This is a genomic window from Flagellimonas sp. 2504JD4-2 (assembly GCF_053642935.1).
In genome coordinates this window covers 59,665-84,260 of sequence record NZ_JBSIOV010000004.1, presented here as the reverse complement: position 1 = coordinate 84,260, position 24,596 = coordinate 59,665, and the positions used below count along the sequence as shown (strand labels likewise).

The window sequence follows — 24,596 nt, the reverse complement described above, 5'->3', positions numbered from 1 at the left end:
TCAAAGGTCAAAAACTGAGGTTCTTTTGGTGTAGACCAAATCTTTGATCTTAAGCCAAAATGCAATAAAAAGATAAAGGGCAAAGCCAAAACCAAGTGTGGCGAAGGTTAAATAAATAAAGGTGGTTCTAACCACCCTTGCCCTTATACCGAGTCGTTCAGCAATGCGTCGGCAGACCTCAAAGCCTCTTTTTTGAAAATAGTAGAGGGTATTGTAAAACAAACTCATAATTTAAAATTATGTATTTCTGTTTAATAAATGGGTTCCCAAGGTACAATGAAGACATTTATTTTTTGAACAATGATGGTCGTACAATTGTATTTTGGCCTGACTCTCCAATGCGTTCACCGTATTTGAACCTAAATTCTTAAAGCCATCGATTATGGAATTTTTTTCAGGATTTAGTTCAGACACCAAAGACAAAAGGTCATCGGTCCAGTCCGTACCAACTTGTTTGGAATAGCAAAATCGAAGCGGAATTATAGTGTTTATAACCAACAGGTCAATAAAACTTTTTGAAAGTTTCTTTTTTACGGGTTTTGAAATCTTACCAAAGGTAAAATGGTTTTCCCAATAGGAACTGGTCTCAACTTTGAAGATCGAATACATATCATCCAATCGATTTACCTCGAGCAATTTGGCTAACAGATTCTGATGACAATGATACAAATGGGCCAGTTGTGAAATCCGGATTGTCGGAAAATTCGATGGCCGTAATCCAAAGAAGCCAGGTTTTCCTATAAACGAATCAAGCTCAAATTTATTGGACAGATAGTCATATTCATTCTGAAGGTCTTTATAATAGGTGTCGTTACAATCTTCAATATTGAGCAATCCCATATAACCAAAAAGAAGGCTTTCAATTTGGTGCAGATCAGTGCTCGTTTTTCGAAGCTTGGAAAAATCCAACTGCATAGCCCTTTGCATAAAAAGATCCCCATTGATTTTTGAACCAAAGTTTTTCATCAACATCACAAATAGTGTTCTTTCCCAATCATTGCCTGATTTTTGAAGGAGATTGGAAATAAGCATGGCCTTCTGCTCCAAACGTTCAATGTAGAGTCTTTGGAGGTAGTTCGAGACCAGAAAGGAATCCATTTGGGCAAAGTCTTTTTCGCAATTGATGAAGTTTGGATTGAAATGCTGAAATAATTCTTGGCATTTGGTCAAAAGCGCTGGTGAAATGTGATTTTTCAGTTCCAAAGTCGGGACCTGGGTGCCGTCTTTTCTAAAAACTGAAATATCATCCTCCCAAACCACATGAAGAATCACATTGTCGTAATTGGAGTCCACCTCATGATGGTGTGCATACCAGTCCGAAGATTTGAGGTGCATTTCTACGTTGCCAGCCCATAGCTGACCACCAACCTCGATTTGCGCATTAAAGAAATCAGGCCCTGCATAACGATTTAGGGTTCCCGTTTTTTTAATGACTATACTTTCGGAGGTTGATGTGGTAAGTGGTCGTCCTTGAAGCTTGTCGCACCTCCATATATAATGGAGTAGGTCTTCCTTCATTGGACTAAAATAAGAAAATGGTCACCATTTCCCAGCATAGGTCAACGGATCTCCCGAATTTTCTTTGTGGTAGCAATATCTTAGGTTGTTTATCTGGCGTATGTGGAGGTAGTCATGTGCCAGCCAATTGTTTAAAAATGAGCCCGCTGTTATTTTGCCCAAATCGGGATGGTCCACTGCATTTTCCCATTTTGGGTTGGACAAGTTTTTTAACCATTCAATGGATTTTCCTCGCTCCTGGTACCATTCGTTGACCGATGTTTCAAAATGCTGTTTCATATACTTTCTGGAGATGGCCCATCCAGGAGGATCAATGGGAACCAAAGGCGCAATAGGATTTTCCAGGGCATGTTTTACGCGGGTTCTAAAATCTTCAATTTCTTCATCGATCAAATGACGAACAATCTCCAATATGCACCAATGCTTCGGGTCGCGTTTCCATGTAACGAAATCGGAGGGTAGCTCATGAAGTATTTCATAAAAAACCTTCCGATTTCGTTCAAGTTCATTTATGACGCGGTGAGCATCCATATACTTTATTCGACCACTTCGCCTTCCCAATTCATAAAACCTCCCTCGAGGTTATAAGCATTTTCAATGCCCACACTGTTCATAATGGCACAGGCCTGAGCACTTCTGTTGCCAGATCTACAGTAGACATAATAGTTTTTGGATTTGTCCAACTTTTCAAGCTCATCCAAAAATTCTTGTCCCAAATAAATATCTATGTTGGTTGCTCCGGGAATGTAACCTTCCTCCACTTCTTCCGGTGTACGTACATCCAGTATGAAGGCATTGGTATCATTTTCCAGCTGTTCTTCCCATTCTTCTTGTGATAAATCTGACATCTTTAACAATTTAAGTTTAGCAAAAATAAAAATCCGGAGCATTACCCCGGATCTAAACATGCTTAATTTTCTTCTTAGACTTTTATAGTGCATCCAATGGCCCTTGTTGTGGTAACTTCAATTTCCGAACCAGTCAACATGGCATCGACCGCATTTTCCACATATTTTTCCTCGACCTGTGCAGCACTTTGGTAATTATCGTCTATTGCCCCAATATATTTTACCACATTGCCTCCTGCTGTTTTTTCCAACAAGAATACTTGTGGTGTTCTTTTTGCGCCATACTGTGGAAAAATGTGTTGTCCCTCATCCAATAAATAGGGAAAGGTGAAGCCCTTTTGCTCGGCACGGACCTTCATTTTAGCAAAGCTATCCCCAGGTTTCTTGGAAGGATTGTTAGGGTTAATGGCAATAACCGGTACTCCTTGGGACTTGTATTTTGCATCAAGCGCATTGATCCTGTCCTCATATGCCACGGAATACGGGCACGTATTACATGTAAAAATCACTAAAAATCCTTTGGCCTCATCATAATCTGAAAGTGAGACCATGGAACCATCAACATTTTTTAAAGAGAAATCTGTTGCGATATCCCCAATACCATAACCCTCAACTTCTGAGGCAAATTTTCCAGAGAAAGCTCCCAATGAAACCACTAGAGCCAGCAGACCTAAGGTTTTAAGTATTTTCATACCATTAGTTAATAAATTTGTTCAACTCTTCGTTCAATTCCTCATAGGTAAAACCGCGTTCGTAAAAACTGCGTTTATCCTTGTTATAGATCAAGGTAGCGGGTATACCCCCGCCCCAATTTGTGTCAATTTTTGGAATCCAATCGTTTTGTTTTGGGTCATCCAGAATAACTACTGTGGACTGCAGGTCCTTTTTTTCAACAAAGGGTTCCAATCTGGATTTCCACATGGAGGGCATATCCAAACTCACCAAAACCACTTCAACATTATTATCCTTCTGTTCGGCATTGACCTTTTCAAAATATGGCAGTTCCTCAATACAGGGTTTGCACCAGGTGGCCCAAAAATTTATGATGTAGGTTTTTCCGTCATCCTTATTTAATAATGGTTTAAGTCCTTCATAATCATAAATTGGAAACTTCACCTGGGTATCCGCCTCTTTTTCAACTTTTACATAGGCCTGTTCAGAAGTACCTTCCTCTCCTTTCTCTTTAGGCTTTTCACCACAACCAACCATCAGTCCGGCAATAAAAACCAAAGAAAACAACAAGTGTTTCATTATCTGCATTTTAGAATATTAAAAGTAAATAAAGCGATTTCCTTAGATTTCTTTTTAACAAAATTTTATCTGTTAAAAGTAATGGTAAAATAAATTATCCATATACATTTGTATATACAATTGTTGTATTGACATGAATGTAGAAGAAATCATAAAAACCGATAGAAAGCTTCCTCTTAATATGAGGACCATGATTCATTTTGCATTGGTCAGCAACAAAATTACCGAAGAATTTACGGCCGCCCTTAAACCTTATGGGGTTTCGAAGCAACAATTCAATGTATTGAGGATTTTACGCGGGCAAAAAGGGAAGCCGGCCAATCTATCGACCATCAATGAACGCATGGTCACAAAAATGAGCAATACTACCCGATTGGTGGACAAGCTTATTTCCAAAGGCTATGTGGAACGATGGGTTTGCGAAGCCAACCGTCGTAAAGTTGAAATCCTGATCACAGAAAAAGGCAATGAGATCCTTGAAAAGGTTGATATCGTAATTGAGGAGACGGAGGCCAGGCTCCTTAAAAACTTCTCACAGAAAGAACTTGAAGAATTAAACACACTATTAGATAAATTTTAAAATGAGTAATATCCTAGAAAATAGAACGTGGCGTTATGCCACCAAAAAATTTGACAACGCCAAAAAAGTATCCGATGCGGATTTAGATCTTTTGTTGGAGGCTACGCGCTTGAGTGCATCTTCGTATGGACTCCAACCCTATCATGTTTTTGTAATTACCGACCCCGCTATCAAAGAAAAACTTAAGCCGGTTTCTTGGGGACAATCGCAAATTACCGATGCATCCCATATCATTGTTTTTGCAAATGTGACTGATTTTGGTGAAGAGTTGATGGACAGCTATCTACAAAATGTAAGTGCCACAAGAAATATTCCTTCGGAAGGATTGAAAGGGTACGGAGATTTTATGAAATCCAAACTGCTTAACCTTTCTTCGGAAACCAAAAGCATTTGGACCTCGAGACAAGTTTACATAGCGTTTAGTAATATGATGCAGGCCGCTGCTGAGCTAAAAATAGATACCTGTCCTATGGAAGGTTTTCAATCTGAAGCGTACAATGAAATTCTTGGATTGGAGGAGAAAAACCTCAACGCGTCCGTGGTACTCGCCATAGGATACCGCTCTGATGAGGATGAGACGCAACACTACGCCAAGGTGCGTAAAACAAAGGAAGAATTATTCACATATATATAAACCCTAAATACTCTTTAAAACAAAAAAAGCACACAAATCATGAAAAAAACAATTTTAAGTCTAGTACTGACCATCGTATTCGGATTCACTGCAATTGCAAATCCTATCGATGGGGAAAAGAAAGCTGTGAAAACCGATGAAAGTACCGTTACATGGAAAGCTTATAAAGTTGCCGGATCACATACCGGAACCATAAGTCTTAAATCGGGTGCTCTAGAATTCGATGGTGAAAAATTGGTAGGCGGAGAGTTTGTGGTAGATATGACCACGATCAACACAACCGATCTACAGGGAGATTATAAAAACAAATTGGATGGACACCTAAGCTCAGATGATTTCTTCTCTACAACTTCCAATCCAACAGCTTCTTTGGTATTCACAAAAGTAAAGGCCAGTGGAAAGAACTCTTACGAAGTAACCGGTGACCTCACCATAAAAGGAATTACTGAGCCTGTTACCTTCGATGTTTCCATTTATGGCAGTAAAGCGACAGCTACTTTGAAAGTTGACCGCACAAAATACGATGTAAAATATGGTTCTGGTATTATCGGAACCGCCAAGGACAAGTTGATCTATGATGAATTTGACCTTGTAGTTGATTTGCAGATGTAATCAGCTTTAGTTTAGTGTTTGGAAATCCCGCTTAGACTTTTTTAGGCGGGATTTTTAATTTCACAAAACAATATTTGGAAGTTAAAATTTCCTTTCTATCTTTGGTGCAATGAATACGAGAATAGCAAATACTTGGTGGTGGATCAACTTACGTCGAATGTCGTGAGCTAGTCCCCATTATAATCATATAGAGGCTTGTCATCACGACAGGCCTTTTTTAATTTATCACTATTTGATATGGTTTATGAACTAAAAACACATTATAAACAGATACTCGCCGATACCATTACCCCGGTCAGCGTTTATCTTAAAATCAGGGACAGGTTTCCCAACAGCATTCTTTTGGAGAGTAGCGACTATCATGCGAATGACAATAGCTTTTCATATATCTGCTGTAACCCTATTGCCTCGATTAAGGTTGAGAACGAGATAATCACGCAAAGATTCCCTGATGGTTCCAAAGATGAATTTCCCATCACTCCAGACACTGATGTGACCGAGGTAATCCATCAATTCGGACAAAAATTCTCCGTCCCGACCAACGGTTTTAAGTTCATCAACAATGGGCTTTTCGGATATATGGCTTACGATGCCGTTCGCTATTTTGAGGATGTTGAAGTGTCCAAAAAGGAAGATTCTGTTCAAATTCCGGATATCTATTATGCGGTATACCAAAACATCATTGCCATAAACCATTTTAAAAACGAGGCTTATTTATTTGCGCATTGTTATGAAAATGAAAGCAACGTGGATGAAATCGCCCAGTTGTTCAACGTACGCAACTTTGCTTCCTATAACTTTTCGAAGGATGGAAAACCTACTTCCAACCTAAAAGATGAAGAGTACAAGGAGCACGTGGCCTTGGCCAAAAAACATTGCCAACGGGGTGATGTTTTCCAATTGGTATTGTCCCGCAGGTTTTCCCAAGGATTTAAGGGAGATGAGTTCAATGTGTACCGAGCGCTTCGCTCCATAAATCCTTCGCCATACCTTTTCTATTTTGATTATGGGGATTTCAAAATCTTTGGAAGTTCTCCAGAAGCACAATTGATCGTGAAGGACGGCAAAGCGGAAATACATCCTATCGCTGGCACCTATAAAAGAACCGGCAATGATGAGCAAGATGCCGAGTTGGCCAAAAAACTGGCGCAAGATGACAAGGAAAATGCCGAACATGTTATGCTTGTCGATTTGGCGCGAAACGATTTAAGCAGAAATGGCAATACCGTAAATGTTGAAACCTATCGTGAAGTTCAATATTTCTCTCATGTGATTCACCTCGTATCCAAAGTGACCGGACTAAAGAAAAAAGACAGTCCTACCATGAAAGTGGTCGCTGACACCTTCCCGGCCGGAACGCTTAGCGGAGCTCCGAAACATATGGCCATGCAGTTGATTGAAAAATATGAAAAAACCGGTCGAGCATATTATGGCGGGGCTATTGGGTTTATGGATTTCAAAGGCAATTTTAACCATGCCATAATGATTCGGACTTTTTTGAGCAAAAACCATCAATTGCATTACCAAGCTGGGGCAGGTTTGGTTGCCGCCTCCGACCCAGAAACTGAATTACAAGAAACCTATAACAAATTGGGCGCATTGAACAAAGCGCTGGAAATTGCTGAAACCATCTAAAATGGGAAGAAAGATTTTAATGATAGACAACTACGATAGCTTCACCTATAATTTGGTGCACTATTTAGAGGATTTAGATTGTGACGTTACCGTAAAACGAAACGACCAACTGACTTTGGAAGATGTTGAAGCTTTTGAAGAAATCGTGTTATCGCCCGGACCTGGTATCCCGGATGAAGCAGGTTTGCTCAAGGAAATTATCGAAACCTATGCCCCTACCAAACGAATATTGGGCGTCTGTTTGGGACAGCAGGCCATCGGTGAAGTTTTCGGAGGAACCTTGGTGAACTTGGACCAGGTGTACCATGGGGTGGCTACCACAATCTCCGTGACAAAAGAGGATATCATTTTTGAAGGTTTACCTGAACAGATTCAGGTAGGACGATACCACTCATGGGTGGTTCATCCCGATTTGCCAGAAAGCTTGGAGGCTACCTCTGTGGATGACAACGGACAAATTATGTCCCTAAAACATAAAACATACGACGTAACTGCAGTACAGTTTCACCCTGAATCGGTGCTCACACCGGAAGGAAAACAAATGCTGAAAAATTGGTTGGAGAAATAAATTAATGTTATTCCCACCTGGTCGCTGAGCGAAGTCGAAGTGAAAGTGGGAATCCAAATAATCGATTAAAGATTCCTGCCTTCGCAGGAATGACAAAGAAGAATCATGAAAGAGACACTTAATAGGCTTATAAACCACGAAATCTTGTCCAAAGGTGATGCCAAGCAAATCTTGGTAAACATTGCCAAAGGAGATTATAATACATCACAAATCGCCGCTTTTTTGACGGTATATATGATGCGGAGCATCACTATTGAGGAGCTGGAAGGCTTCCGCGATGCCCTTTTGGAGCTCTGCTTGGCTGTGGACCTAACGGATTTCAATCCTATTGATCTCTGTGGGACAGGAGGTGATGGCAAGGATACTTTCAACATTTCTACTCTGGCATCTTTTGTAACTGCTGGTGCAGGAGTTAAAGTAACCAAGCATGGAAATTATGGGGTATCCTCAAAATGTGGGAGCAGTAATGTAATGGAGTTTTTGGGCATTAAATTCAGTAATGAAGCGGATTTTTTGAAGAAATCCATTGATAAAGCGGGTATCTGTGTGCTCCACGCTCCCCTATTCCATCCGGCCATGAAGAATGTGGCACCTATTCGAAGGGAATTGGCCGTAAAGACCTTCTTTAATATGTTGGGACCTATGGTGAATCCAGCATTCCCCAGAAATCAGATGGTTGGGGTGTTTAATTTGGAATTGGCCCGAATGTACGGGTACCTCTATCAGAATACGGATAAAAACTTTACGGTACTACATGCTTTGGATGGTTACGATGAGATTTCCTTGACCGGAGATACAAAGACCATTTCCAATAATTCTGAAGGTATTTTGTCGCCTGTCGATTTTGGAGTGAAGCGCATTACCCAAGCGGAGATTACAGGAGGGGATGATATTGCCCAATCTGCCCAAATATTCATGGACATTTTGCAGGGAAAAGGTAGCGAGGCCCAAAACAATGTGGTTTGTGCAAACGCGGGTGTGGCCATAGCAACCGTAAACAACATCAGTCCAAAAGAAGGATTTGAAAAGGCAAAAGAATCGCTAATGGGCGGCAAAGGACTCGAGGCATTAAAGAAACTACAAGAAATAAGTAAAAACTAATGATGATAAGTTCCTTTTTTCAAAAGCAGATGTTTTGGTTGACACTTGTTATTTCAATAATAGGAATATTCATTGGCGGAAATGAACTATTTGGTATAAACAGGACAGTAAATTGGCAATATGACATAAGCAATACCATAATTATCCATCTTATTTTTATGAGCTTTTACTCATGGATATTTTTTGTTGCAGGATATGGTGTTGTCAAACTTTTAAAACTAAAAACCGATTTAATTCTTTCTGTTATTCATTTAGTTCTAATGATTTTATTTTCATTGTTAGCGGCTAAGTTCAGAATGGGATTAAATAGCATTTTGTTTTTGGGAAGTACTTCGTTTCTTGTTTTTTGGACAAACATATACTTCTCCCTAAAACCGTTAACTAGCAACCAATAACGATTAACTATTTTAAATTTGAACATACTAGACAAAATAGTAGCCGATAAACGTAAAGAGGTCGATTTGAGAAAATCACTGATTCCCGTTTCCCAATTGGAGCAATCCGTGCTTTTTGAAAGAAAAAGTCCCTCTTTGGCCACTGAATTACGGCAAAGTGCTTCAGGAATCATTGCCGAACATAAGCGACGTTCGCCATCCAAATCGGTTATCAACCAAAGTTTGAATGTTCAAGATGTTGCCAAAGGCTATGAAAATGCAGGTGTCTGTGGAATGTCCGTTTTAACCGATGGCAAATACTTTGGAGGTTCGTTGGATGATTTATTGCTTGCTAGGTCAGTAACTAATATTCCACTGTTACGAAAGGAATTCATCATAGATGCTTATCAAATTTTGGAGGCAAAGGCTTATGGAGCGGATGTGATTTTGCTTATTGCTGCAATCTTGACTCGGGATGAAATCAAAGCACTTTCAGAAACAGCAAAAAGTTTTGGATTGGATGTGCTTCTTGAAGTTCATAATGAGAAAGAACTGCATAAATCCATCATGCCGAGTTTGGACATGTTAGGGGTGAACAATCGAAATTTGAAAACCTTCGAGGTGAGCCTGGAAACCAGCAAATCGCTTTCGACCCAAATTCCTGATGACTTTGTAAAAGTTTCAGAAAGCGGAATCAGTTCCATAGAAGCCATAAAGGATTTGAAACAATACGGATATCAAGGCTTTTTAATTGGCGAAAATTTCATGAAAACGGATAATCCCGGAGAACATGCAGCGGTATTCATAAAAAACTTGGAATCATGAAGTTGAAAGTCTGCGGCATGAACCATAATCCCAAGGAGGTAGCACAACTGCAACCCGACTACATGGGTTTTATCTTCTGGGAACCTTCTACACGATATTTTGAAGGGGAAATGCCCACACTACCGGCTTCAATACAAAGAGTAGGTGTTTTTGTGGATGCTTCCCTTGAAGAAGTCCTATCAACAGTGGAAAAGTATGGATTGACTGCGGTTCAACTCCATGGTACTGAAAGTCCTCAGTTTTGTATGAGTTTAAAAGAAAGCACCCTGTCTTTCGACATTATTAAGGTCTTCTCCATCAAGGACAACTTCGATTTTTCCATTTTAAAGGATTATGAAGAGGTGTGTGATTATTATTTGTTCGATACCAAAGGAAGGTTACCAGGTGGAAACGGTTACACGTTCGATTGGTCCGTTTTGAACAATTATCCATCCACAAAACCATATTTCCTAAGTGGAGGAATCGGATTGGACTCAGCATCCAAACTTCAAGCATTTTTGGATAGTCCAGCTTCAAAATATTGCGAAGTCATCGATGTCAATAGTAGATTTGAAATAAAGCCAGGTCTAAAAGACATTGACCAACTAAAAGAATTTAAAGAGTTATTGTCATTCCGCACTTGATGCGGAATCCATTATAAACTGAAGTCAAACCTAAAAAGATTCCTGCCTACGCAGGAATGACAAAAAAATATGAGCTATCACGCTAATGAAAAAGGGTATTACGGAGAGTTTGGAGGGGCGTTTATCCCCGAAATGCTCTATCCGAATTGCGAGGAATTGCGGCAGAAATATATCCAAATTATGGAGGAACCTTCTTTTAAGGAAGAATTCCAACAATTGTTAAAAGACTACGTAGGGCGTCCCTCCCCACTCTATTTTGCAGAAAGATTATCCAAAAAATACAACACCAAAATCTACCTTAAACGTGAGGATCTAAACCATACGGGCGCACACAAGGTGAATAATACCATCGGACAGATTCTGATGGCCAAGCGATTGGGTAAAAACAGAATCATCGCCGAGACAGGTGCGGGTCAGCATGGAGTCGCTACCGCTACAGTTTGTGCCCTTATGGGAATTGAGTGTGTCGTGTACATGGGTGAGATTGATATCGCCCGTCAGGCTCCAAATGTTGCCCGGATGAAAATGTTGGGTGCCGAAGTTCGTCCAGCACTTTCCGGCAGTAAAACCTTAAAGGATGCAACCAACGAAGCCATTCGTGATTGGATCAATAATCCCGTGGATACGCACTATATCATCGGTTCAGTGGTTGGACCACATCCTTATCCGGATATGGTGGCACGTTTTCAATCTGTGATTTCGGAGGAAATCAAAGCGCAATTGCTCGAAAAGGAAGGTCGCGAAAATCCTGATTATGTGGTGGCATGTGTTGGAGGAGGAAGTAATGCCGCTGGGGCTTACTACCATTTTTTGGATACCCCAGAAGTTGGAATCATTGCGGTGGAGGCAGCAGGAAAGGGCATCCATTCAGGAGAAAGTGCTGCCACCTCAGCTTTGGGAAAGGTTGGGATTATTCACGGCAGCAAAACCCTATTGATGCAAACTGACGACGGTCAAATTACAGAGCCCTACTCCATTTCGGCAGGTCTGGATTATCCCGGTGTAGGTCCTTTACATGCCCATTTGTTTACATCTGGACGAGGTGAGTTTATCTCCATTACCGATGATGATGCCATGAAAGCAGGTATGGAGTTATCAAAACTGGAAGGTATCATTCCCGCGATAGAGTCATCCCACGCCTTTGCAATTTTGGACCAAAGGAAATTTGACCCTTCCGATATTGTTGTCATCAATCTTTCGGGAAGAGGTGATAAAGATTTACAGAATTACATTGACTATTTTGAATTGTGATAAGTTGTCATTCCTGCGAAAGCAGGAATCCATAATAAAATGATAAAGAACGTTCATCAATATTATGTGTACATCCTTACCAATAAAAGATATGGTACCCTTTATATCGGAATGACCAATGACTTGGAAAGAAGAGTTTTTGAGCACAAAAGGAAACTAATAGATGGATTTACCAAAAAATACGGATTGGATACTTTGGTCTATTTTGAAATCTTTTCACAAGTAAATGATGCTATTTTGAGAGAAAAGAGGTTAAAAAAATGGAAAAGACAATGGAAAATCGATTTGATAGAGAAAGAAAATAAAAATTGGAACGATTTAGCATTTGATTGGTTTGATTAATGGATTCCGCATCGTGCTTCGACTTCGCTCAGCATCCGTGCGGAATGACAAAATCGATTCCCTTCAAAACAAAAAATAGAATATGACAATAGAAAATAGAATTCAAAAAAAATTACAAGAGGATAAAAAACTGCTTTCCATATACTTCACGGCAGGATATCCTAAATTAAACGATACGGTCAATATCATCCAGGACTTGGAAAGTAGTGGTGTGGACTTGATTGAAATCGGTCTTCCATTTAGCGACCCTTTAGCCGATGGTCCTACTATACAAGATAGCTCTACCACCGCCTTGAACAACGGAATGCATACAGAACTGCTCTTTGAGCAGCTCAAAGACATTCGAAATACAGTTTCCATTCCTTTGATCATCATGGGCTACTTCAATCCTGTGTTGCAATACGGTGTGGAAGCTTTTTGCCAAAAATGTCAAGAAATTGGAATTGATGGTATTATTCTGCCCGATTTACCCTTGGATGTGTATCAAGAGGAATACGAATCCATTTTCAAAAAATACGGGTTGATCAATGTGTTTTTGATTACCCCTCAAACTAGCAACGCGCGGATTGAGGCCATAGATAAAGCATCTGACGGATTTATCTATATGGTCAGTTCTGCAAGTACTACAGGGGCTAAAGAGGGATTTGGTGATGTTCAAAAGGCCTATTTTGACCGAATTGCCGGAATGCAGCTAAAAAATCCACAGATTGTTGGGTTCGGAATCAGCAATTCCCAAACCTTTGACCAGGCCACCAAGAAGGCAAAGGGAGCCATTATTGGTTCAGCCTTTATAAAACACCTTAGCACACATGGTGCTGATAAAATTGCTGATTTTGTAATGGGAATTCGCTAAATTCGACTTCGGAACTAACTCAATCCACAATGAAAAAATTCACCAACTTTTTGCTGTTGGTTACCTCATTCGTAACCTTCGGTCAGGACTCCATCGCAGTTAAATCCCAAGTAGCCAAGGCGATTGAGGAGCTACGGGATTTTATAGCCATACCCAACGATGCACTGAACGCAGATGATATAGATGACAATATTCTTTGGTTGAAAAACAAGTTTAGCGAACGTGGGTTTAATACTGCTGTGCTCGAGACAGAAAATCTACCCCTGTTTTTTGCGGCTTTGCCCATGGAGGATACGAAACCCACGCTGCTGATTTATATGCATTTTGATGGTCAGTCCGTGGATCCTGCTAAATGGAATCAACCCAATCCCTATCAAACTGTGTTAAAAGCGCCTGAAGGTGATGCCTACAAAACCATTTCTTTCGACGAATTGGATGATGACATTAATTACGACTGGCGATTGTTTGGCCGTTCCACATCCGATGACAAGGGCCCAATTGTAATGTTCCTGAACGCCATTGACCTTTTGAAAAAGGAGGGTAAGGAAATCCCGTTCAACATTAAGGTGATACTGGATGGTGAAGAAGAGAAAAGTAGCAAACCACTTCCGAAAGCCGTAAAACAATATCGGGAATTGCTACAAGCTGATTTTTTGGTGATCGCCGACGGACCTGTGCATCCTTCGGAAAGCCCAACCGTGGTCTATGGGTGCAGGGGAATCACAACTATGACATTGACCACCTATGGTCCAATAAAACCTCAACACAGCGGCCATTACGGTAATTACGCCCCAAATCCCGGCTTTCAGTTGGCCCAACTATTGGCTACGATGAAAGATGCGGATGGAAGGGTCATTATTCCCGGATATTATGATGGTATCTCATTTGATGAAACCACAACTGAGGTTCTTAAAAGCGTACCCGATAGTGATCAAGCCATTGCTGAAAAATTACAGTTCAAATCTGCGGAAAAAGTAGGTGGCTTTTATCAGGAAGCCCTACAATTTCCATCTTTGAACATTCGCGGATTGGGTTCTGGTTGGATTGGACCGAAAAGGAGAACCATTGTTCCTGAAAGCGCTACGGCCGAGTTGGATTTACGCTTGGTTCCCGAGAGTGATGGCCATCGTCTAAAACAGTTGGTCAAAAATCATATTACCAAACAGGGATACCATGTATTGGATCATGTTCCCTCAAAAGAGGAACGTATGTCCTTTGATAAAATAGTAACCGTGGAAGAAGGGAGTGTGACGGATGCGTTTCGAACCGATTTGAGCAATCCATACGGTAAGTTCTTGGTAGAAACTTTGCAATCATCTTTTGAAAAAGATGTTGTTCAGATTAGGATCATGGGAGGTACTGTTCCCATCTCGCCTTTTGTCAACGAGCTACAAGTTCCAGCATTTGTTGTTCCGATGGTGAATCCTGATAATAATCAGCATAGCCCCAATGAGAACATCAAAATTGGGATGTTAGCTTATGGAATCAAAGCCCTATATGCTATTCTATCTGCAAAAATAGAGTAGGAATCGTCTTTTCATCCATAAAAGATTCCGATAATCGGACATCCAAGAGGCTGATTGTCAGATAAATCATTTAAAATGTGATTTCATCCCAGTGAAACTGCAATACAACCTTAGTTTTATTGATAGAAGCATTGTGAGGTTAACTTTAGAGTACCCAAACCTTTTACAATGAAGTATTCTGCACTAGTTATTGACGATTCTTCCATACAGCGATTAGCTACATCCATTCTGATCAAAAACCACCCAGATTTGGAATTGGTGGGCTCCTTTGGCAATCCGTACAATGGAATCAAGGCCATTTACGACAACAAGGTGGATGTTGTTTTCCTAGATGTTTTAATGGACAATGTAAACGCTTTTGAGTTGTTGGACAGTATCGAAATCAACACCGCAATCATAATGAACTCTACCTGGGCAAATTTTGCCAAGAAAGCGTTCGATTATGGCATCAACGATTTTATAATGAAGCCCATACGTAAAACGAGATTCGAGCGAGCGGTTTCCAAAATCATTCAAGAAATCGAATTGAAGCGAATAAAACCTATCAAGACCTATACTGTTTTGAAACGGTTTTCAAGTATCCAAAGCTAGCTATTCGAAAAACGCTCTGTACTGTATCACCCTAAAGTCGAAAGTATTGAATTCAGGATTTGCGGTTTTTAGATCCTTATAAGTCTGAAGACTCCCTACCGCGCGGTTGGCAGCACCTGATGGCGCAATCAAAGAAACGGTCCTTACCTGTCTAAATTTCTCTCCCCCTTCAGTTATTGGAAGTTTTAATCCATGGATCCGCGGTACATCATCCTTTATTACCTCCAATTTTAAGCCATATGTTTTTAACTGTCTTCGGAAGAAATATTCCGGGCCATTTTTGCTGTTGCCACCCATAAAAAGAACAGTCTCAATATTTGGGTATTTTTTGAGATACCCTACCAAGTCGCGAAGCTTTACATTTTGCATTCCAAGATCGGATGCATCTATTTTCTGTCGTTCCGCACTGGCTACAATATCGCAAACCCCAATTTTGTTTTCCAAAAGAAAACACTTCCGTTGTTCAGTCGCTTCCTCGGTGGTCTCATATTTTAGTTGTAGCCCAAAAATCTCGTTCAAAATGGGCCATAACATTCCGTTGCGACTCCCATAACAGAAATCAACATCATCATCCTTTAGTTCCCTCGTGGTAAATCGAGGTGGCGGTAAGGTGCCAACGATCAACCGCGTTGCCTCAGGAAAAAGAAAAGGTTCATAAGGATGGGTATGTAAAAAGGGCTTCGAACTCAAAACTTCAAATTTGATTTGAATCCAAAAATAAATAAAACCTTAGGCCGAATTCCTACTGGCGTTAATATTGCCATATAAAGAACGGGTCACAATCTTTTCATAGACATCCTTGTACTCGGAATTCTTTGTAATATGGTACAGCGCATTCTGCTGAATCACGAGCAGGGGAAGTACTATTTTCTCTCTAATCTTTACCGATTCGCGAGAAACCGCTTCATCTTCCATCAAAATTTTGAGTCCAGATATTTGAAGCAACATTTTCTTGGACAACTGGTACTCATCGTGAAGTACATTCCAGAATTCGCCGAACTCCTCATCCTCCTTCATATAACTGGTCAAGTCAAAATTGGTCTTGGCCAACGACATCATACTGTTGTGCATCAAAGCCCTAAAGAATGGCACCTCTTTGTAGAGTTTCTTTACTTGGGTAAGCTTGCCTTCATCCTTTAATTTTTGAATGGCGGTACCTATTCCAAAATACCCAGGTACATTTTGTTTTAACTGACTCCAGGAACCAACGAAAGAGATGGCCCTCAAATCCGAAAGTTCCAACTGTTTTTTGTTGCCACGCTTGCCAGGTCGACTTCCAATATTGGCCTTGGTATAGTATTTTAAGGTACTTCTATGTTCCAAGTAAGGAATAAACTTGTCATGCTGTTTTAATGCATCGTATTTGGCAAAGCTCAGCTCAGAAAGTTCTTCGATCAATTTACGTTGTGTGGCTGAAATCACATGTTCCTTTCCATAGAGGTTATTGCTCAACCCAGCTGTTAACAACTGTTCCGAATTGTGCATAAACTGCTCCTTGGTACCATAGGTACTGGTTATCGTTTGCCCTTGGATGGTCAACTGTATTTCGTGATTTGCCACATCTTTGGTCTGAGCGGCATAAAAACGGTGCGTTTTACCTCCACCACGAGCTGGCGGTCCTCCCCTACCATCAAAGAAAATAGCTTTTATCTCATTTTTATTGCACACCTTGCTCAAGGTCTCTTTGGTCTTTAAGATGGACCAGTTTGCCTTGAGATATCCTCCATCCTTGGTACCATCAGAAAAGCCCAACATAATGGTGTGGGTGTTTTTCCTGCGCTCAAGATGTTGACGGTATTGAGGTGTATTGAACAAGGTCTGCATCACTTCTTCTGCATTCTCCATTCCCCTCATGGTCTCAAACAACGGAATAATATCAAAAGTGATATCCTCTTCTTTCCATCCGCACCATCTAAACAAACCAAATACGAAAAGAACAGCGTAAATGTCTTCCGAATTACTGATGATATACCTATTGCAACCATCTTCACCGTTGTTCTTTTGAATTTGCTTCAATTGCCCAATATTGGTCAAAGTATCTTTTACAATGTCGTCATCGAAATCGTTGGGATCCAACTTCAGGTCTTTTTTCAACAACCATTGTTGCAACTCCTTATCGGAAAGCTCACTTAAATCTTCCTTTATGGCCCCTTGTTGTTTCAGAATCGTCTCAACCACCAATTTGTGCTTGCTGTGATCTTGTCGAATATCCAAAGTGGCAAAATGGGTTTTAAAAATATGGATCTTATTAATGAACTGATCAAGTCGCTTCAAGTACAGGCCATGGTATTTGTCGTCCAATTTTTCCCGTATTTGGGTCAAACTTTCAATGATTTCCTGATAAGAGATAACCGCCTTTGCATCGAACATAGCTTTGTAGAGCTTATTGCTAAGTTCATTAAGATTATCTTGCATATCCTTAAACGTCAACTTCTTGCGAAGTGATTTAAGCTCGTTGTAATAGCACTTCATTAAGGTAAGTCGAAGTTCATCTGCCACCTGTTGGGTAATCTTGGCTGTTACGAACGGATTTCCATCCCTATCTCCCCCAGGCCAAAACCCAAGTTTAATGATGTTATAATTGTCGAACTCCTCATCCTGAATTTTGCTCTTTATATATTGGAATACCTCGCCAACAGCATCGTAATAGGTATTTCTAAGGATGTAGATAATATTTTTTGCCTCATCCAAAGGCGTGGGTTTTTTGGCATTCACTAAGGAAGTAAGTCCCAACTGCTGTAATGTCAGGTCAATGTCATCCACCCTATTTTCATCAATGAGTGCTCTGAGTTCGGCAATAATATCCAATACTGCAGGAGTATAAAATTGGGTTGGATGCGCCGTTAAAACAATCCTTGCACTGAATGTGGAAAGTGAGTTTGAGATGTTGTCCCAATTTTTGGAACGATTCACCAACTCAAAATAATCCTTTATGGAAAGGGAATTGGTATATTCCTGCAATTTTGGAAAAGCGGAATCTTCAACACTGTCATACAAGACCACTTGGCGTTCCACATACTGGATAACACGGAACATAAAATCCAAACGCTCACGCTCATCCTTGATATCCACAAAATTGGTAAAGAAAGTCTCTAGTATTTCCTGTGGCTTTTTGCCAGCCTTAAGTCCTTTTTCACATTGCTCGAACAATAATGGAATAAGCACACCCACATTTTCAATGTTTTGATAGGGCAAGCTTAAGAAAAGGCTATTATATATATTGAATTTATTGGTAACCGATCTTTTAAATTCTTCTAAACGTCTCGACTGCTGCATGGTTTTTTCGGAATGGTTAGTTCTACATAGTTTACGAAAGGCCAAAGATCGTGATAAATGCCGAACATCCCGTGCATATTTAGGCACATCACAATTTAGGATTTGGAATCCACAAACCTAACATCAAAAGTTCAAAGTGGAAATATTATCTAACAAAAACGGGTTCGTTCTCCTTTAAGGTGTGTTCTGCGCTGAAAAGATATCCATCGTAATCAAATCCTTTGATATCTTCCAAGGTTTGTGCATCCTTGTCCAAAATATAACGAACCATGGAACCCCGAGCCTTTTTGGCAAAGAAACTAATGACTTTTAGCTTATCGTTCTTCCAATCCTTAAAAATAGGAGTAATCACAGGGACCTTCAAGTTTTTTGGATCAATGGCTCCGAAGTATTCGTTGCTGGCCAAATTCAGGAACAGCTCCCCATCCTCCAGTTCTTCATTCAAATGCGCTGTCAGCTGTTTTTGCCAAAATTCATAAAGGTTCTTTTTTCGGGCCACTTTTAATTGCGTTCCCATTTCCAAGCGATAAGGCTGAATCAAATCCAAAGGTTTAAGAATTCCATATAGCCCAGAAAGGATTCGTAACGTATCCTGCAATTTCTCCAATTTGTTCTCCGGGATGGTGTATGCATCCAAACCTTGGTATACATCACCATTAAAGGAATATACCGCAGGCCTTGCGTTCTCCGTGGTGAATGGGGTAGAAAATTGTTGGTTGCGCTGCCAGTTGAGTTCTGCCAAATTATCGGATATGGACATCAGTTTTGACAAGGCTTTTGGCTTCTTTTTTACCAAAACGGCATTCAATTTCTTTGATTCTTCCAAAAATTGGGGTTGACTATATTGCGATGTCGGCAATTCCGATTCAAAATTGAGTGACTTAGCAGGCGAGATAACAATTTTCATGTAATTAATTTTTAGTAAAAATAACGATGATATTGGATTTATCGCAATTAAGACAACAGGTGTTTTCAATCTTAAGATTGAGGAAATCTATTGATCGTGGTGTTTGGCATAGGATCGCCATTTTTCAATACAACTGACCATATCTTCAGGAAGGTCGGAATCAAAACTCATGAATTCTCCGGTTACCGGATGCTCAAAACCCAAAGTCTTGGCATGTAATGCCTGTCTCGGTAATATTTTAAAGGCATTTTCAACAAACTGCTTGTACTTGGTAAAAGTTGTTCCCTTTAGAATCTTTTCCCCGCCATAGCGTTGATCATTAAAAAGCGTGTGTCCAATGTACCTCATGTGCACCCTAATCTGATGGGTTCTGCCAGTTTCCAATTTGCAGGATACCAAGGTCACATAACCCAAACGCTCCACTACTTTGTAGTGGGTAACAGCTTCTTTTCCTTGGTCACCTTCAGGAAAAACCATCATTTGCAAACGGTTCTTTGGATTGCGTCCAATATGACCTTCGACAGTTCCTTCATCTTCGGTAACGTTGCCCCATACCAATGCCAAATATTCCCTTTCACTACTTTTTTCAAAAAACTGTTTGGCCAAATGTGTCATGGCCGCTTCCGTTTTTGCAATCACCAATAGTCCAGAAGTGTCCTTATCTATCCGATGCACCAAACCGGGCCTTTCGGAGCTATTGGTCGGTAAATTATCAAAATGATATACGAGCGCATTGATCAATGTTCCGGAATAATTGCCATGTCCGGGGTGTACCACCATTCCAGCAGGCTTGTTTACTACCAATAAGGTATCATCCTCATAAACAATATCAAGGGGAATGTTCTCTGGAGTGAGCAAAAACTCATAGGGAGGATGTTCAAACATCACTTTGACCTCGTCACCAGCCTTTACCTTATAATTTTGTTTTACAATGGTATCGTTTACCCAAATATGGCCTTGTTTGGCCGCCTGCTGGATCTTATTTCGAGTGGCATTCTCAATAAAATTCATCAGGAACTTATCTACCCTTAAGGGTTCTTGTCCTTTGGAAGCCACAAATTTATGGTGCTCAAAAAGTTCTTCTTGCGAAAGTTCAGGGTTTTCAGCTGGACCCATGGCTATTGAGAATCTGCTTGCACGCGGGCACTTCCAGGAATAGTCCCATTACCACAGATCAATTCGATCTTGGAGGTTTTTTGAAGCTTATCCCCAGGCTTGATGTATTTTCCTTTGTGCTTCATACGATAGACCATGTCCCTACCCAGTTCATCGATATAGGTAACCCGTTGAACTTCCAATCCTACGGCCCTAAGCATGGAAGTAGCATTCCTTTGGGTAACTTGAATAATATCAGGAACTGTAACTTTTTTATACCCCGAAGGATTCACGGTAAAGTATATTTTCCTGTTGGATTTAACCTTGTTTCCCGCTGGTGGGTCTTGCTCAAGAATTGAAAATCGTGGGTAATCGGGATTATAATTGGATGAATCCAAAACTTGGTATCTCAACCCCGCATCTTCAACCGCTTCGCGCATTTCCATAACCGACATTTTGGAAAAATCAGGTACTTCAACAAATTCGCCATGGTTCGTGGTGCTTTTCAACCACTTCAGAATCAAAAAAACAATAAGAATGGAAGCCAGTAAGGCCAGACCTAGTTGAATCAGGAAAACCCTACTTCTTATGAAATTAATAAAATGTTTCATGTGCAATACCTTATCTGGGCAAATATAGGAAAGCCAGTCCTTTTTTCTTTACTTTGACAAAGTGATTCGATAAGCTGATGAAAAAAAACATTGCCATCATCATGGGTGGTTATTCCAGTGAGTATGACATTTCCATAAAAAGCGGGAACGTAGTCAATAAGTATCTGGATAGGGAAAAATACAATCCCTACCGCATAGTCATCACCAAGGAAAAATGGTTTTATCTTGATGACAATGATGCTGAATTCCTCGTGGACAAATCAGATTTCAGCATCGATATAAATGAAAGAAAGATTCATTTCGACTGTGTTTTTAATGCCGTGCACGGCACTCCTGGAGAGGATGGTCTGCTCCAAGCTTATTTTGAACTCCTGAATATCCCACAAACATCCTGCAACCAGTATCAAGCGGCACTGACATTCAATAAAAGAGATTTATTGAGCGTGCTGAAACCTTACGGCGTGCAGTGTGCCACTTCCTATTATTTAAACCAAGGGGCTGCAATCGATGAAGAGGCCATTGTGGAAAAAGTAGGACTTCCATGTTTTGTGAAGGCAAATAGGGCTGGCAGCAGCTATGGCATCAGCAAGGTGTATAAAAAAGAAGATTTAAAAGCGGCCATTGACAATGCATTTTCTGAGGACAGTGAGATTATTATTGAAACTTTTTTGGATGGAACCGAAGTTTCAGTGGGCGTTATAACATACAAGAATGAAGTTACCGTATTACCCATAACCGAGATTGTTTCAGAAAACGATTTTTTTGATTTTGAAGCAAAATACCTTGGGAAATCGCAAGAGATAACACCAGCAAGAATTTCAACAGAACAGCAAGAACGCGTATCCAAATGGGCCAAACAAATCTATGAGGTTTTGGGATTGAGCGGATATAGCCGAAGTGAGTTTATCTTTATCGGTGACGATCCGTATTTGTTGGAAGTGAATACAACCCCTGGTCTAACGGAAGAAAGTATTTTGCCCCAACAGGCCAATGCAGCGGGTATTTCACTTGAAGACTTGTTTGGTAGCGCCATTGAAGAGGCAATGCCATAGAAAATCAGTATTTTTAAAAAAACATGCCAACGATGAGACGTGCTATTTTTCCAGGTTCATTTGACCCTCTTACTTTAGGCCATTATGACATTATTAAAAGAGGGATTACTTTGTTTGATGAGCTCCTGATTGCCATCGGGATCAATGCGGATAAAAAGTACATGTTCACCCTGGATGAGCGCTCCCAATTTATAGCAGAAGCCTTTAAAGACGAACCTAAAATAAAGGTAGTGACTTATGAAGGGCTTACCGTTGACTTTTGCAAAAAAGTAAATGCCGACTTCATCTTAAGAGGATTGAGGAATCCTGCAGATTTTGAGTTTGAAAAGGCCATTGCACATACCAACAGAAAACTTTCGGAGATAGAGACCGTGTTTCTTTTGACCTCCTCCGGAAAATCGTATATAAGTTCCTCCATAGTAAGGGATGTAATCAGAAATGGTGGGGATTATACCGGCCTCGTACCTGATACCGTAGTGGTAAAGCCATAGTTTTTGGGCTAAAACCTTACTTCCTTATTGTCTTTATTTTTTGGAAAACGAGCTTGCAAAAGCTGCCATTCGTCGACAAAACAACATATTTTCATCTATTCACAACAATAAATCACATTACTACGTTAATACTTATATTTTAGTAAGAAAATTCTGTAATCCCAATCTAACATAAATTACCTGCGTTTTGAAAGCTATTGAGATTTCCCCCCACTCTTATCTTATAAAACAATTACCAAAACCTACAGCATTCGTAGATAAAAATCATACCATAAATTCAGCTTCGGATTCATGGTTTTCCATTTTTGATGTAAGCTCGGAAAACAGTATCGGATGCAATATCACCGAACTTTTTGCCACCCATACAGGTTTTCGTACCAGTGCATTGAAAAAGTGTTTGCAAGGAGATAAAGTTCATAAACTGCGCCATACGAATCCAAGTGGTTTTCTTGAATATTGGTTTGAAAGCACCTTTACCCCCTGGTTTGATGAAAACGAAAATCTATTGGGTACCATCGTGCAAATCGATGACATCACTAATGAAATAGCAACCAAAGCAGAACTTAAAAGAATCAATACCCTGTTAAACGCTAAATCAGAAGTGGCGAAGGTTGGGAGTTGGGAATATGATATCGCCCAGGACAAAATTGCATGGTGCGATATGACCAAAAAAATACATGAGGTTCCACCATCGTATGAGCCAAACGTTACTGAAGGTATCTCTTTTTATAAACAAGGCTATAGCAGAAACAGAATTTCCATGCTCTTTCACAAGCTTTTGGAAAAAGGGGTTCCCTTTAGCGAACGGCTGCTCATTATAACCCATAAGGGCGAGGAACGTTGGGTCGCAGCTGGTGGTAAAGCCATCCGAAAAGATGGGAAAGTGGTAAAACTATTTGGCACTTTTCAAGATGTACATGAGCAGGTCTTAACTGAAAACAAAACCAAGGAGAGTGAACAACTGCTGACCACCCTTATTGATAACCTTCCTTTGAATGTTTTCATCAAGGATAAAGACTCAAGGAAAATATTGGTGAATAAATCGGAATGCGAATATTTGGGTGCCAAACCTGAAGACTTGATCGGAAAAACTGATTTTGATCTTTATGACAAGAATGTTGCCCAAATTTCAAGGGATGAGGATGTCGAAGTTATCCGCACACAAAAACCCATGCTGGGCAGGGAAACCATCAGTGTTAGAAAAGACGGTAGTATCACAAACTTTTTGACTTCCAAAATTCCTATTCTGGACTTAAACGGTAAGGCATATGGGTTGATAGGTATGAGTATGGACATTACCCACATGAAACAAAAAGAGGATCAGCTGCGAAACTTGATCAATGTAACGGCCATTCAAAACAAAAAGTTGATCAACTTCGCCCACATTGTATCACATAATCTTAGATCGCATACGGCCAACTTCTCCATGCTTCTCGACTTCCTCATCAAGGAAAAAAACGAATCCGAAAAAAAGCGTATCATGGGGATGCTGTCACATGCTTCGGACAATCTTTTGGACACCTTGGAAAATTTGAATGAGGTGGTCGATATCAGCACCAATGTCAACATGGATAAGAAATCCATGAACCTCAATGAAAACATCATCAAGGTGCAGCAAAATCTTTCCGCTTTCCTTGAAAGAAACAAAGTGGAGTTCATTAACTCAGTTCCTGACGGGCTTACTGTTATGAGCGTTCCTGCTTATTTGGAAAGTATCATCCTGAATTTGGTGACCAATGCGGTTAAGTATCGTAAACCCAAAATAAACCCGGTGATTTCGCTTAATGCCAAAAAACAAGAGGACAACGTAATCTTTAGTATTTCAGACAACGGCCTTGGTATTGACCTCAAGCGTTATGGGAACAAGATTTTTGGCATGTACAAAACCTTTCATAACAACAAAGATGCAAGAGGTCTTGGATTGTATATCATCAAGAATCAAATTGAGGCTATGGGCGGTAGTATTACCGTAAATAGTGAGGTTGGTAAGGGGTCAACCTTCAATGTATATTTTAACGAAGAGGAGCAATAA

General features: G+C 40.3%; 27 protein-coding genes. 16 read left to right on the top strand and 11 right to left on the bottom strand.

Annotated features, from left to right (window positions below):
* From ACULLH_RS15735 to ACULLH_RS15710, 6 genes are all read right to left on the bottom strand, one after another.
* Nucleotides 1-228, bottom strand: coding sequence for a PspC domain-containing protein (locus ACULLH_RS15735; RefSeq protein WP_073181456.1), 228 nt, complete (start codon nucleotides 226-228; stop codon nucleotides 1-3).
* A gap of 9 nt (nucleotides 229-237) precedes the next feature.
* A complete protein-coding gene (locus ACULLH_RS15730) occupies nucleotides 238-1,518 on the bottom strand; it encodes a DUF2851 family protein (RefSeq protein ID WP_454089721.1) in 1,281 nt (426 codons plus the stop codon).
* A 21-nt stretch (nucleotides 1,519-1,539) separates the two neighbouring features.
* Complete coding sequence (locus ACULLH_RS15725) at nucleotides 1,540-2,049, bottom strand: DinB family protein (RefSeq protein WP_454089720.1); 510 nt, start codon at nucleotides 2,047-2,049, stop codon at nucleotides 1,540-1,542.
* A 5-nt stretch (nucleotides 2,050-2,054) separates the two neighbouring features.
* Nucleotides 2,055-2,366, bottom strand: a complete 312-nt coding sequence (locus ACULLH_RS15720; protein ID WP_454089719.1) for a rhodanese-like domain-containing protein — start codon at nucleotides 2,364-2,366, stop codon at nucleotides 2,055-2,057.
* 74 nt (nucleotides 2,367-2,440) lie between these two features.
* Nucleotides 2,441-3,058, bottom strand: a complete 618-nt coding sequence (locus ACULLH_RS15715; RefSeq protein WP_454089718.1) for a thioredoxin family protein — start codon at nucleotides 3,056-3,058, stop codon at nucleotides 2,441-2,443.
* Nucleotides 3,059-3,062: 4 nt separating this feature from the next.
* A complete protein-coding gene (locus tag ACULLH_RS15710) occupies nucleotides 3,063-3,617 on the bottom strand; it encodes a TlpA disulfide reductase family protein (protein WP_454089717.1) in 555 nt (184 codons plus the stop codon).
* A 133-nt stretch (nucleotides 3,618-3,750) separates the two neighbouring features.
* Between ACULLH_RS15710 and ACULLH_RS15705 the strand changes: the two genes are divergently transcribed.
* From ACULLH_RS15705 to ACULLH_RS15645, 13 genes are all read left to right on the top strand, one after another.
* Nucleotides 3,751-4,197 (top strand): MarR family winged helix-turn-helix transcriptional regulator, encoded by a 447-nt coding sequence (locus ACULLH_RS15705; protein WP_454089716.1) that lies wholly within the window; start codon nucleotides 3,751-3,753, stop codon nucleotides 4,195-4,197.
* 1 nt (nucleotide 4,198) lies between these two features.
* Nucleotides 4,199-4,831 (top strand): NAD(P)H-dependent oxidoreductase, encoded by a 633-nt coding sequence (locus ACULLH_RS15700; protein ID WP_454089715.1) that lies wholly within the window; start codon nucleotides 4,199-4,201, stop codon nucleotides 4,829-4,831.
* A gap of 39 nt (nucleotides 4,832-4,870) precedes the next feature.
* Nucleotides 4,871-5,443, top strand: a complete 573-nt coding sequence (locus ACULLH_RS15695) for a YceI family protein (RefSeq protein WP_454089714.1) — start codon at nucleotides 4,871-4,873, stop codon at nucleotides 5,441-5,443.
* A 237-nt stretch (nucleotides 5,444-5,680) separates the two neighbouring features.
* A complete protein-coding gene (locus ACULLH_RS15690) occupies nucleotides 5,681-7,078 on the top strand; it encodes an anthranilate synthase component I family protein (protein ID WP_454089713.1) in 1,398 nt (465 codons plus the stop codon).
* A gap of 1 nt (nucleotide 7,079) precedes the next feature.
* Nucleotides 7,080-7,646, top strand: a complete 567-nt coding sequence (locus tag ACULLH_RS15685; protein WP_454089712.1) for an anthranilate synthase component II — start codon at nucleotides 7,080-7,082, stop codon at nucleotides 7,644-7,646.
* Nucleotides 7,647-7,751: 105 nt separating this feature from the next.
* Complete coding sequence (gene trpD / locus ACULLH_RS15680; protein WP_454089711.1) at nucleotides 7,752-8,747, top strand: anthranilate phosphoribosyltransferase; 996 nt, start codon at nucleotides 7,752-7,754, stop codon at nucleotides 8,745-8,747.
* Between the two features lie 413 nt (nucleotides 8,748-9,160).
* The gene (gene trpC / locus ACULLH_RS15675) at nucleotides 9,161-9,946 is read left to right on the top strand and encodes an indole-3-glycerol phosphate synthase TrpC (RefSeq protein ID WP_454089710.1); all 786 of its coding nucleotides are present in this window, start codon (nucleotides 9,161-9,163) and stop codon (nucleotides 9,944-9,946) included.
* Nucleotides 9,943-10,569, top strand: a complete 627-nt coding sequence (locus ACULLH_RS15670; protein ID WP_454089709.1) for a phosphoribosylanthranilate isomerase — start codon at nucleotides 9,943-9,945, stop codon at nucleotides 10,567-10,569. The genes trpC and ACULLH_RS15670 overlap by 4 nt, the downstream gene beginning before the upstream one ends.
* A 69-nt stretch (nucleotides 10,570-10,638) precedes the next feature.
* Nucleotides 10,639-11,820, top strand: a complete 1,182-nt coding sequence (gene trpB, locus ACULLH_RS15665; protein ID WP_454089708.1) for a tryptophan synthase subunit beta — start codon at nucleotides 10,639-10,641, stop codon at nucleotides 11,818-11,820.
* Nucleotides 11,821-11,859: 39 nt separating this feature from the next.
* Nucleotides 11,860-12,162: a GIY-YIG nuclease family protein gene (locus tag ACULLH_RS15660; protein ID WP_454089707.1), complete on the top strand. Its 303-nt coding sequence runs from the start codon at nucleotides 11,860-11,862 to the stop codon at nucleotides 12,160-12,162.
* Between the two features lie 82 nt (nucleotides 12,163-12,244).
* On the top strand, nucleotides 12,245-13,015 hold the full coding sequence (trpA, locus tag ACULLH_RS15655; protein WP_454089706.1) for a tryptophan synthase subunit alpha: 771 nt from the start codon (nucleotides 12,245-12,247) through the stop codon (nucleotides 13,013-13,015).
* 29 nt (nucleotides 13,016-13,044) lie between these two features.
* The gene (locus ACULLH_RS15650) at nucleotides 13,045-14,541 is read left to right on the top strand and encodes a M20/M25/M40 family metallo-hydrolase (RefSeq protein ID WP_454089705.1); all 1,497 of its coding nucleotides are present in this window, start codon (nucleotides 13,045-13,047) and stop codon (nucleotides 14,539-14,541) included.
* A gap of 168 nt (nucleotides 14,542-14,709) precedes the next feature.
* Nucleotides 14,710-15,132, top strand: a complete 423-nt coding sequence (locus ACULLH_RS15645; protein WP_454089704.1) for a LytR/AlgR family response regulator transcription factor — start codon at nucleotides 14,710-14,712, stop codon at nucleotides 15,130-15,132.
* On the opposite strand, the gene ACULLH_RS15640 is transcribed toward ACULLH_RS15645, so the two are convergent.
* The 5 genes from ACULLH_RS15640 to ACULLH_RS15620 all read right to left on the bottom strand — a co-directional run bounded on the left by ACULLH_RS15640 (nucleotide 15,133) and on the right by ACULLH_RS15620 (nucleotide 21,021).
* The gene (locus ACULLH_RS15640) at nucleotides 15,133-15,822 is read right to left on the bottom strand and encodes a uracil-DNA glycosylase family protein (RefSeq protein WP_454089703.1); all 690 of its coding nucleotides are present in this window, start codon (nucleotides 15,820-15,822) and stop codon (nucleotides 15,133-15,135) included.
* A gap of 39 nt (nucleotides 15,823-15,861) precedes the next feature.
* Nucleotides 15,862-18,408 carry a phosphoenolpyruvate carboxylase gene (locus ACULLH_RS15635; protein ID WP_454089702.1) on the bottom strand — a complete coding sequence of 849 codons (2,547 nt, stop codon included), beginning with the start codon at nucleotides 18,406-18,408 and terminating at the stop codon, nucleotides 15,862-15,864.
* A gap of 145 nt (nucleotides 18,409-18,553) precedes the next feature.
* Nucleotides 18,554-19,315, bottom strand: a complete 762-nt coding sequence (gene yaaA, locus ACULLH_RS15630; RefSeq protein ID WP_454089701.1) for a peroxide stress protein YaaA — start codon at nucleotides 19,313-19,315, stop codon at nucleotides 18,554-18,556.
* A gap of 87 nt (nucleotides 19,316-19,402) precedes the next feature.
* Nucleotides 19,403-20,431, bottom strand: a complete 1,029-nt coding sequence (locus ACULLH_RS15625; protein ID WP_454089700.1) for an RluA family pseudouridine synthase — start codon at nucleotides 20,429-20,431, stop codon at nucleotides 19,403-19,405.
* A gap of 2 nt (nucleotides 20,432-20,433) precedes the next feature.
* The gene (locus ACULLH_RS15620) at nucleotides 20,434-21,021 is read right to left on the bottom strand and encodes a PASTA domain-containing protein (protein ID WP_454089699.1); all 588 of its coding nucleotides are present in this window, start codon (nucleotides 21,019-21,021) and stop codon (nucleotides 20,434-20,436) included.
* A gap of 77 nt (nucleotides 21,022-21,098) precedes the next feature.
* Here ACULLH_RS15620 and ACULLH_RS15615 point away from each other — a divergent pair, with 77 nt between their 5' ends.
* The 3 genes from ACULLH_RS15615 to ACULLH_RS15605 all read left to right on the top strand — a co-directional run bounded on the left by ACULLH_RS15615 (nucleotide 21,099) and on the right by ACULLH_RS15605 (nucleotide 24,596).
* The gene (locus tag ACULLH_RS15615) at nucleotides 21,099-22,073 is read left to right on the top strand and encodes a D-alanine--D-alanine ligase (protein ID WP_454089698.1); all 975 of its coding nucleotides are present in this window, start codon (nucleotides 21,099-21,101) and stop codon (nucleotides 22,071-22,073) included.
* Nucleotides 22,074-22,105: 32 nt separating this feature from the next.
* Nucleotides 22,106-22,564 carry a pantetheine-phosphate adenylyltransferase gene (gene coaD / locus ACULLH_RS15610; RefSeq protein ID WP_454089697.1) on the top strand — a complete coding sequence of 153 codons (459 nt, stop codon included), beginning with the start codon at nucleotides 22,106-22,108 and terminating at the stop codon, nucleotides 22,562-22,564.
* A 187-nt stretch (nucleotides 22,565-22,751) separates the two neighbouring features.
* Nucleotides 22,752-24,596, top strand: coding sequence for a PAS domain-containing protein (locus tag ACULLH_RS15605; RefSeq protein WP_454089696.1), 1,845 nt, complete (start codon nucleotides 22,752-22,754; stop codon nucleotides 24,594-24,596).

Excerpts from the sequence above, each read along its gene's own strand:
- ACULLH_RS15735 (WP_073181456.1), bottom strand. The coding sequence starts at position 228 with ATGAGTTTGTTTTACAATACCCTCTACTATTTTCAAAAAAGAGGCTTT.
- ACULLH_RS15730 (WP_454089721.1), bottom strand. The coding sequence starts at position 1,518 with ATGAAGGAAGACCTACTCCATTATATATGGAGGTGCGACAAGCTTCAA.
- ACULLH_RS15725 (WP_454089720.1), bottom strand. The coding sequence starts at position 2,049 with ATGGATGCTCACCGCGTCATAAATGAACTTGAACGAAATCGGAAGGTT.
- ACULLH_RS15720 (WP_454089719.1), bottom strand. The coding sequence starts at position 2,366 with ATGTCAGATTTATCACAAGAAGAATGGGAAGAACAGCTGGAAAATGAT.
- ACULLH_RS15715 (WP_454089718.1), bottom strand. The coding sequence starts at position 3,058 with ATGAAAATACTTAAAACCTTAGGTCTGCTGGCTCTAGTGGTTTCATTG.
- ACULLH_RS15710 (WP_454089717.1), bottom strand. The coding sequence starts at position 3,617 with ATGAAACACTTGTTGTTTTCTTTGGTTTTTATTGCCGGACTGATGGTT.
- ACULLH_RS15705 (WP_454089716.1), top strand. The coding sequence starts at position 3,751 with ATGAATGTAGAAGAAATCATAAAAACCGATAGAAAGCTTCCTCTTAAT.
- ACULLH_RS15700 (WP_454089715.1), top strand. The coding sequence starts at position 4,199 with ATGAGTAATATCCTAGAAAATAGAACGTGGCGTTATGCCACCAAAAAA.
- ACULLH_RS15695 (WP_454089714.1), top strand. The coding sequence starts at position 4,871 with ATGAAAAAAACAATTTTAAGTCTAGTACTGACCATCGTATTCGGATTC.
- ACULLH_RS15690 (WP_454089713.1), top strand. The coding sequence starts at position 5,681 with ATGGTTTATGAACTAAAAACACATTATAAACAGATACTCGCCGATACC.
- ACULLH_RS15685 (WP_454089712.1), top strand. The coding sequence starts at position 7,080 with ATGGGAAGAAAGATTTTAATGATAGACAACTACGATAGCTTCACCTAT.
- trpD (WP_454089711.1), top strand. The coding sequence starts at position 7,752 with ATGAAAGAGACACTTAATAGGCTTATAAACCACGAAATCTTGTCCAAA.
- ACULLH_RS15670 (WP_454089709.1), top strand. The coding sequence starts at position 9,943 with ATGAAGTTGAAAGTCTGCGGCATGAACCATAATCCCAAGGAGGTAGCA.
- trpB (WP_454089708.1), top strand. The coding sequence starts at position 10,639 with ATGAGCTATCACGCTAATGAAAAAGGGTATTACGGAGAGTTTGGAGGG.
- ACULLH_RS15660 (WP_454089707.1), top strand. The coding sequence starts at position 11,860 with ATGATAAAGAACGTTCATCAATATTATGTGTACATCCTTACCAATAAA.
- trpA (WP_454089706.1), top strand. The coding sequence starts at position 12,245 with ATGACAATAGAAAATAGAATTCAAAAAAAATTACAAGAGGATAAAAAA.
- ACULLH_RS15650 (WP_454089705.1), top strand. The coding sequence starts at position 13,045 with ATGAAAAAATTCACCAACTTTTTGCTGTTGGTTACCTCATTCGTAACC.
- ACULLH_RS15645 (WP_454089704.1), top strand. The coding sequence starts at position 14,710 with ATGAAGTATTCTGCACTAGTTATTGACGATTCTTCCATACAGCGATTA.
- ACULLH_RS15635 (WP_454089702.1), bottom strand. The coding sequence starts at position 18,408 with ATGCAGCAGTCGAGACGTTTAGAAGAATTTAAAAGATCGGTTACCAAT.
- yaaA (WP_454089701.1), bottom strand. The coding sequence starts at position 19,315 with ATGAAAATTGTTATCTCGCCTGCTAAGTCACTCAATTTTGAATCGGAA.
- ACULLH_RS15625 (WP_454089700.1), bottom strand. The coding sequence starts at position 20,431 with ATGGGTCCAGCTGAAAACCCTGAACTTTCGCAAGAAGAACTTTTTGAG.
- ACULLH_RS15620 (WP_454089699.1), bottom strand. The coding sequence starts at position 21,021 with ATGAAACATTTTATTAATTTCATAAGAAGTAGGGTTTTCCTGATTCAA.
- ACULLH_RS15615 (WP_454089698.1), top strand. The coding sequence starts at position 21,099 with ATGAAAAAAAACATTGCCATCATCATGGGTGGTTATTCCAGTGAGTAT.
- coaD (WP_454089697.1), top strand. The coding sequence starts at position 22,106 with ATGAGACGTGCTATTTTTCCAGGTTCATTTGACCCTCTTACTTTAGGC.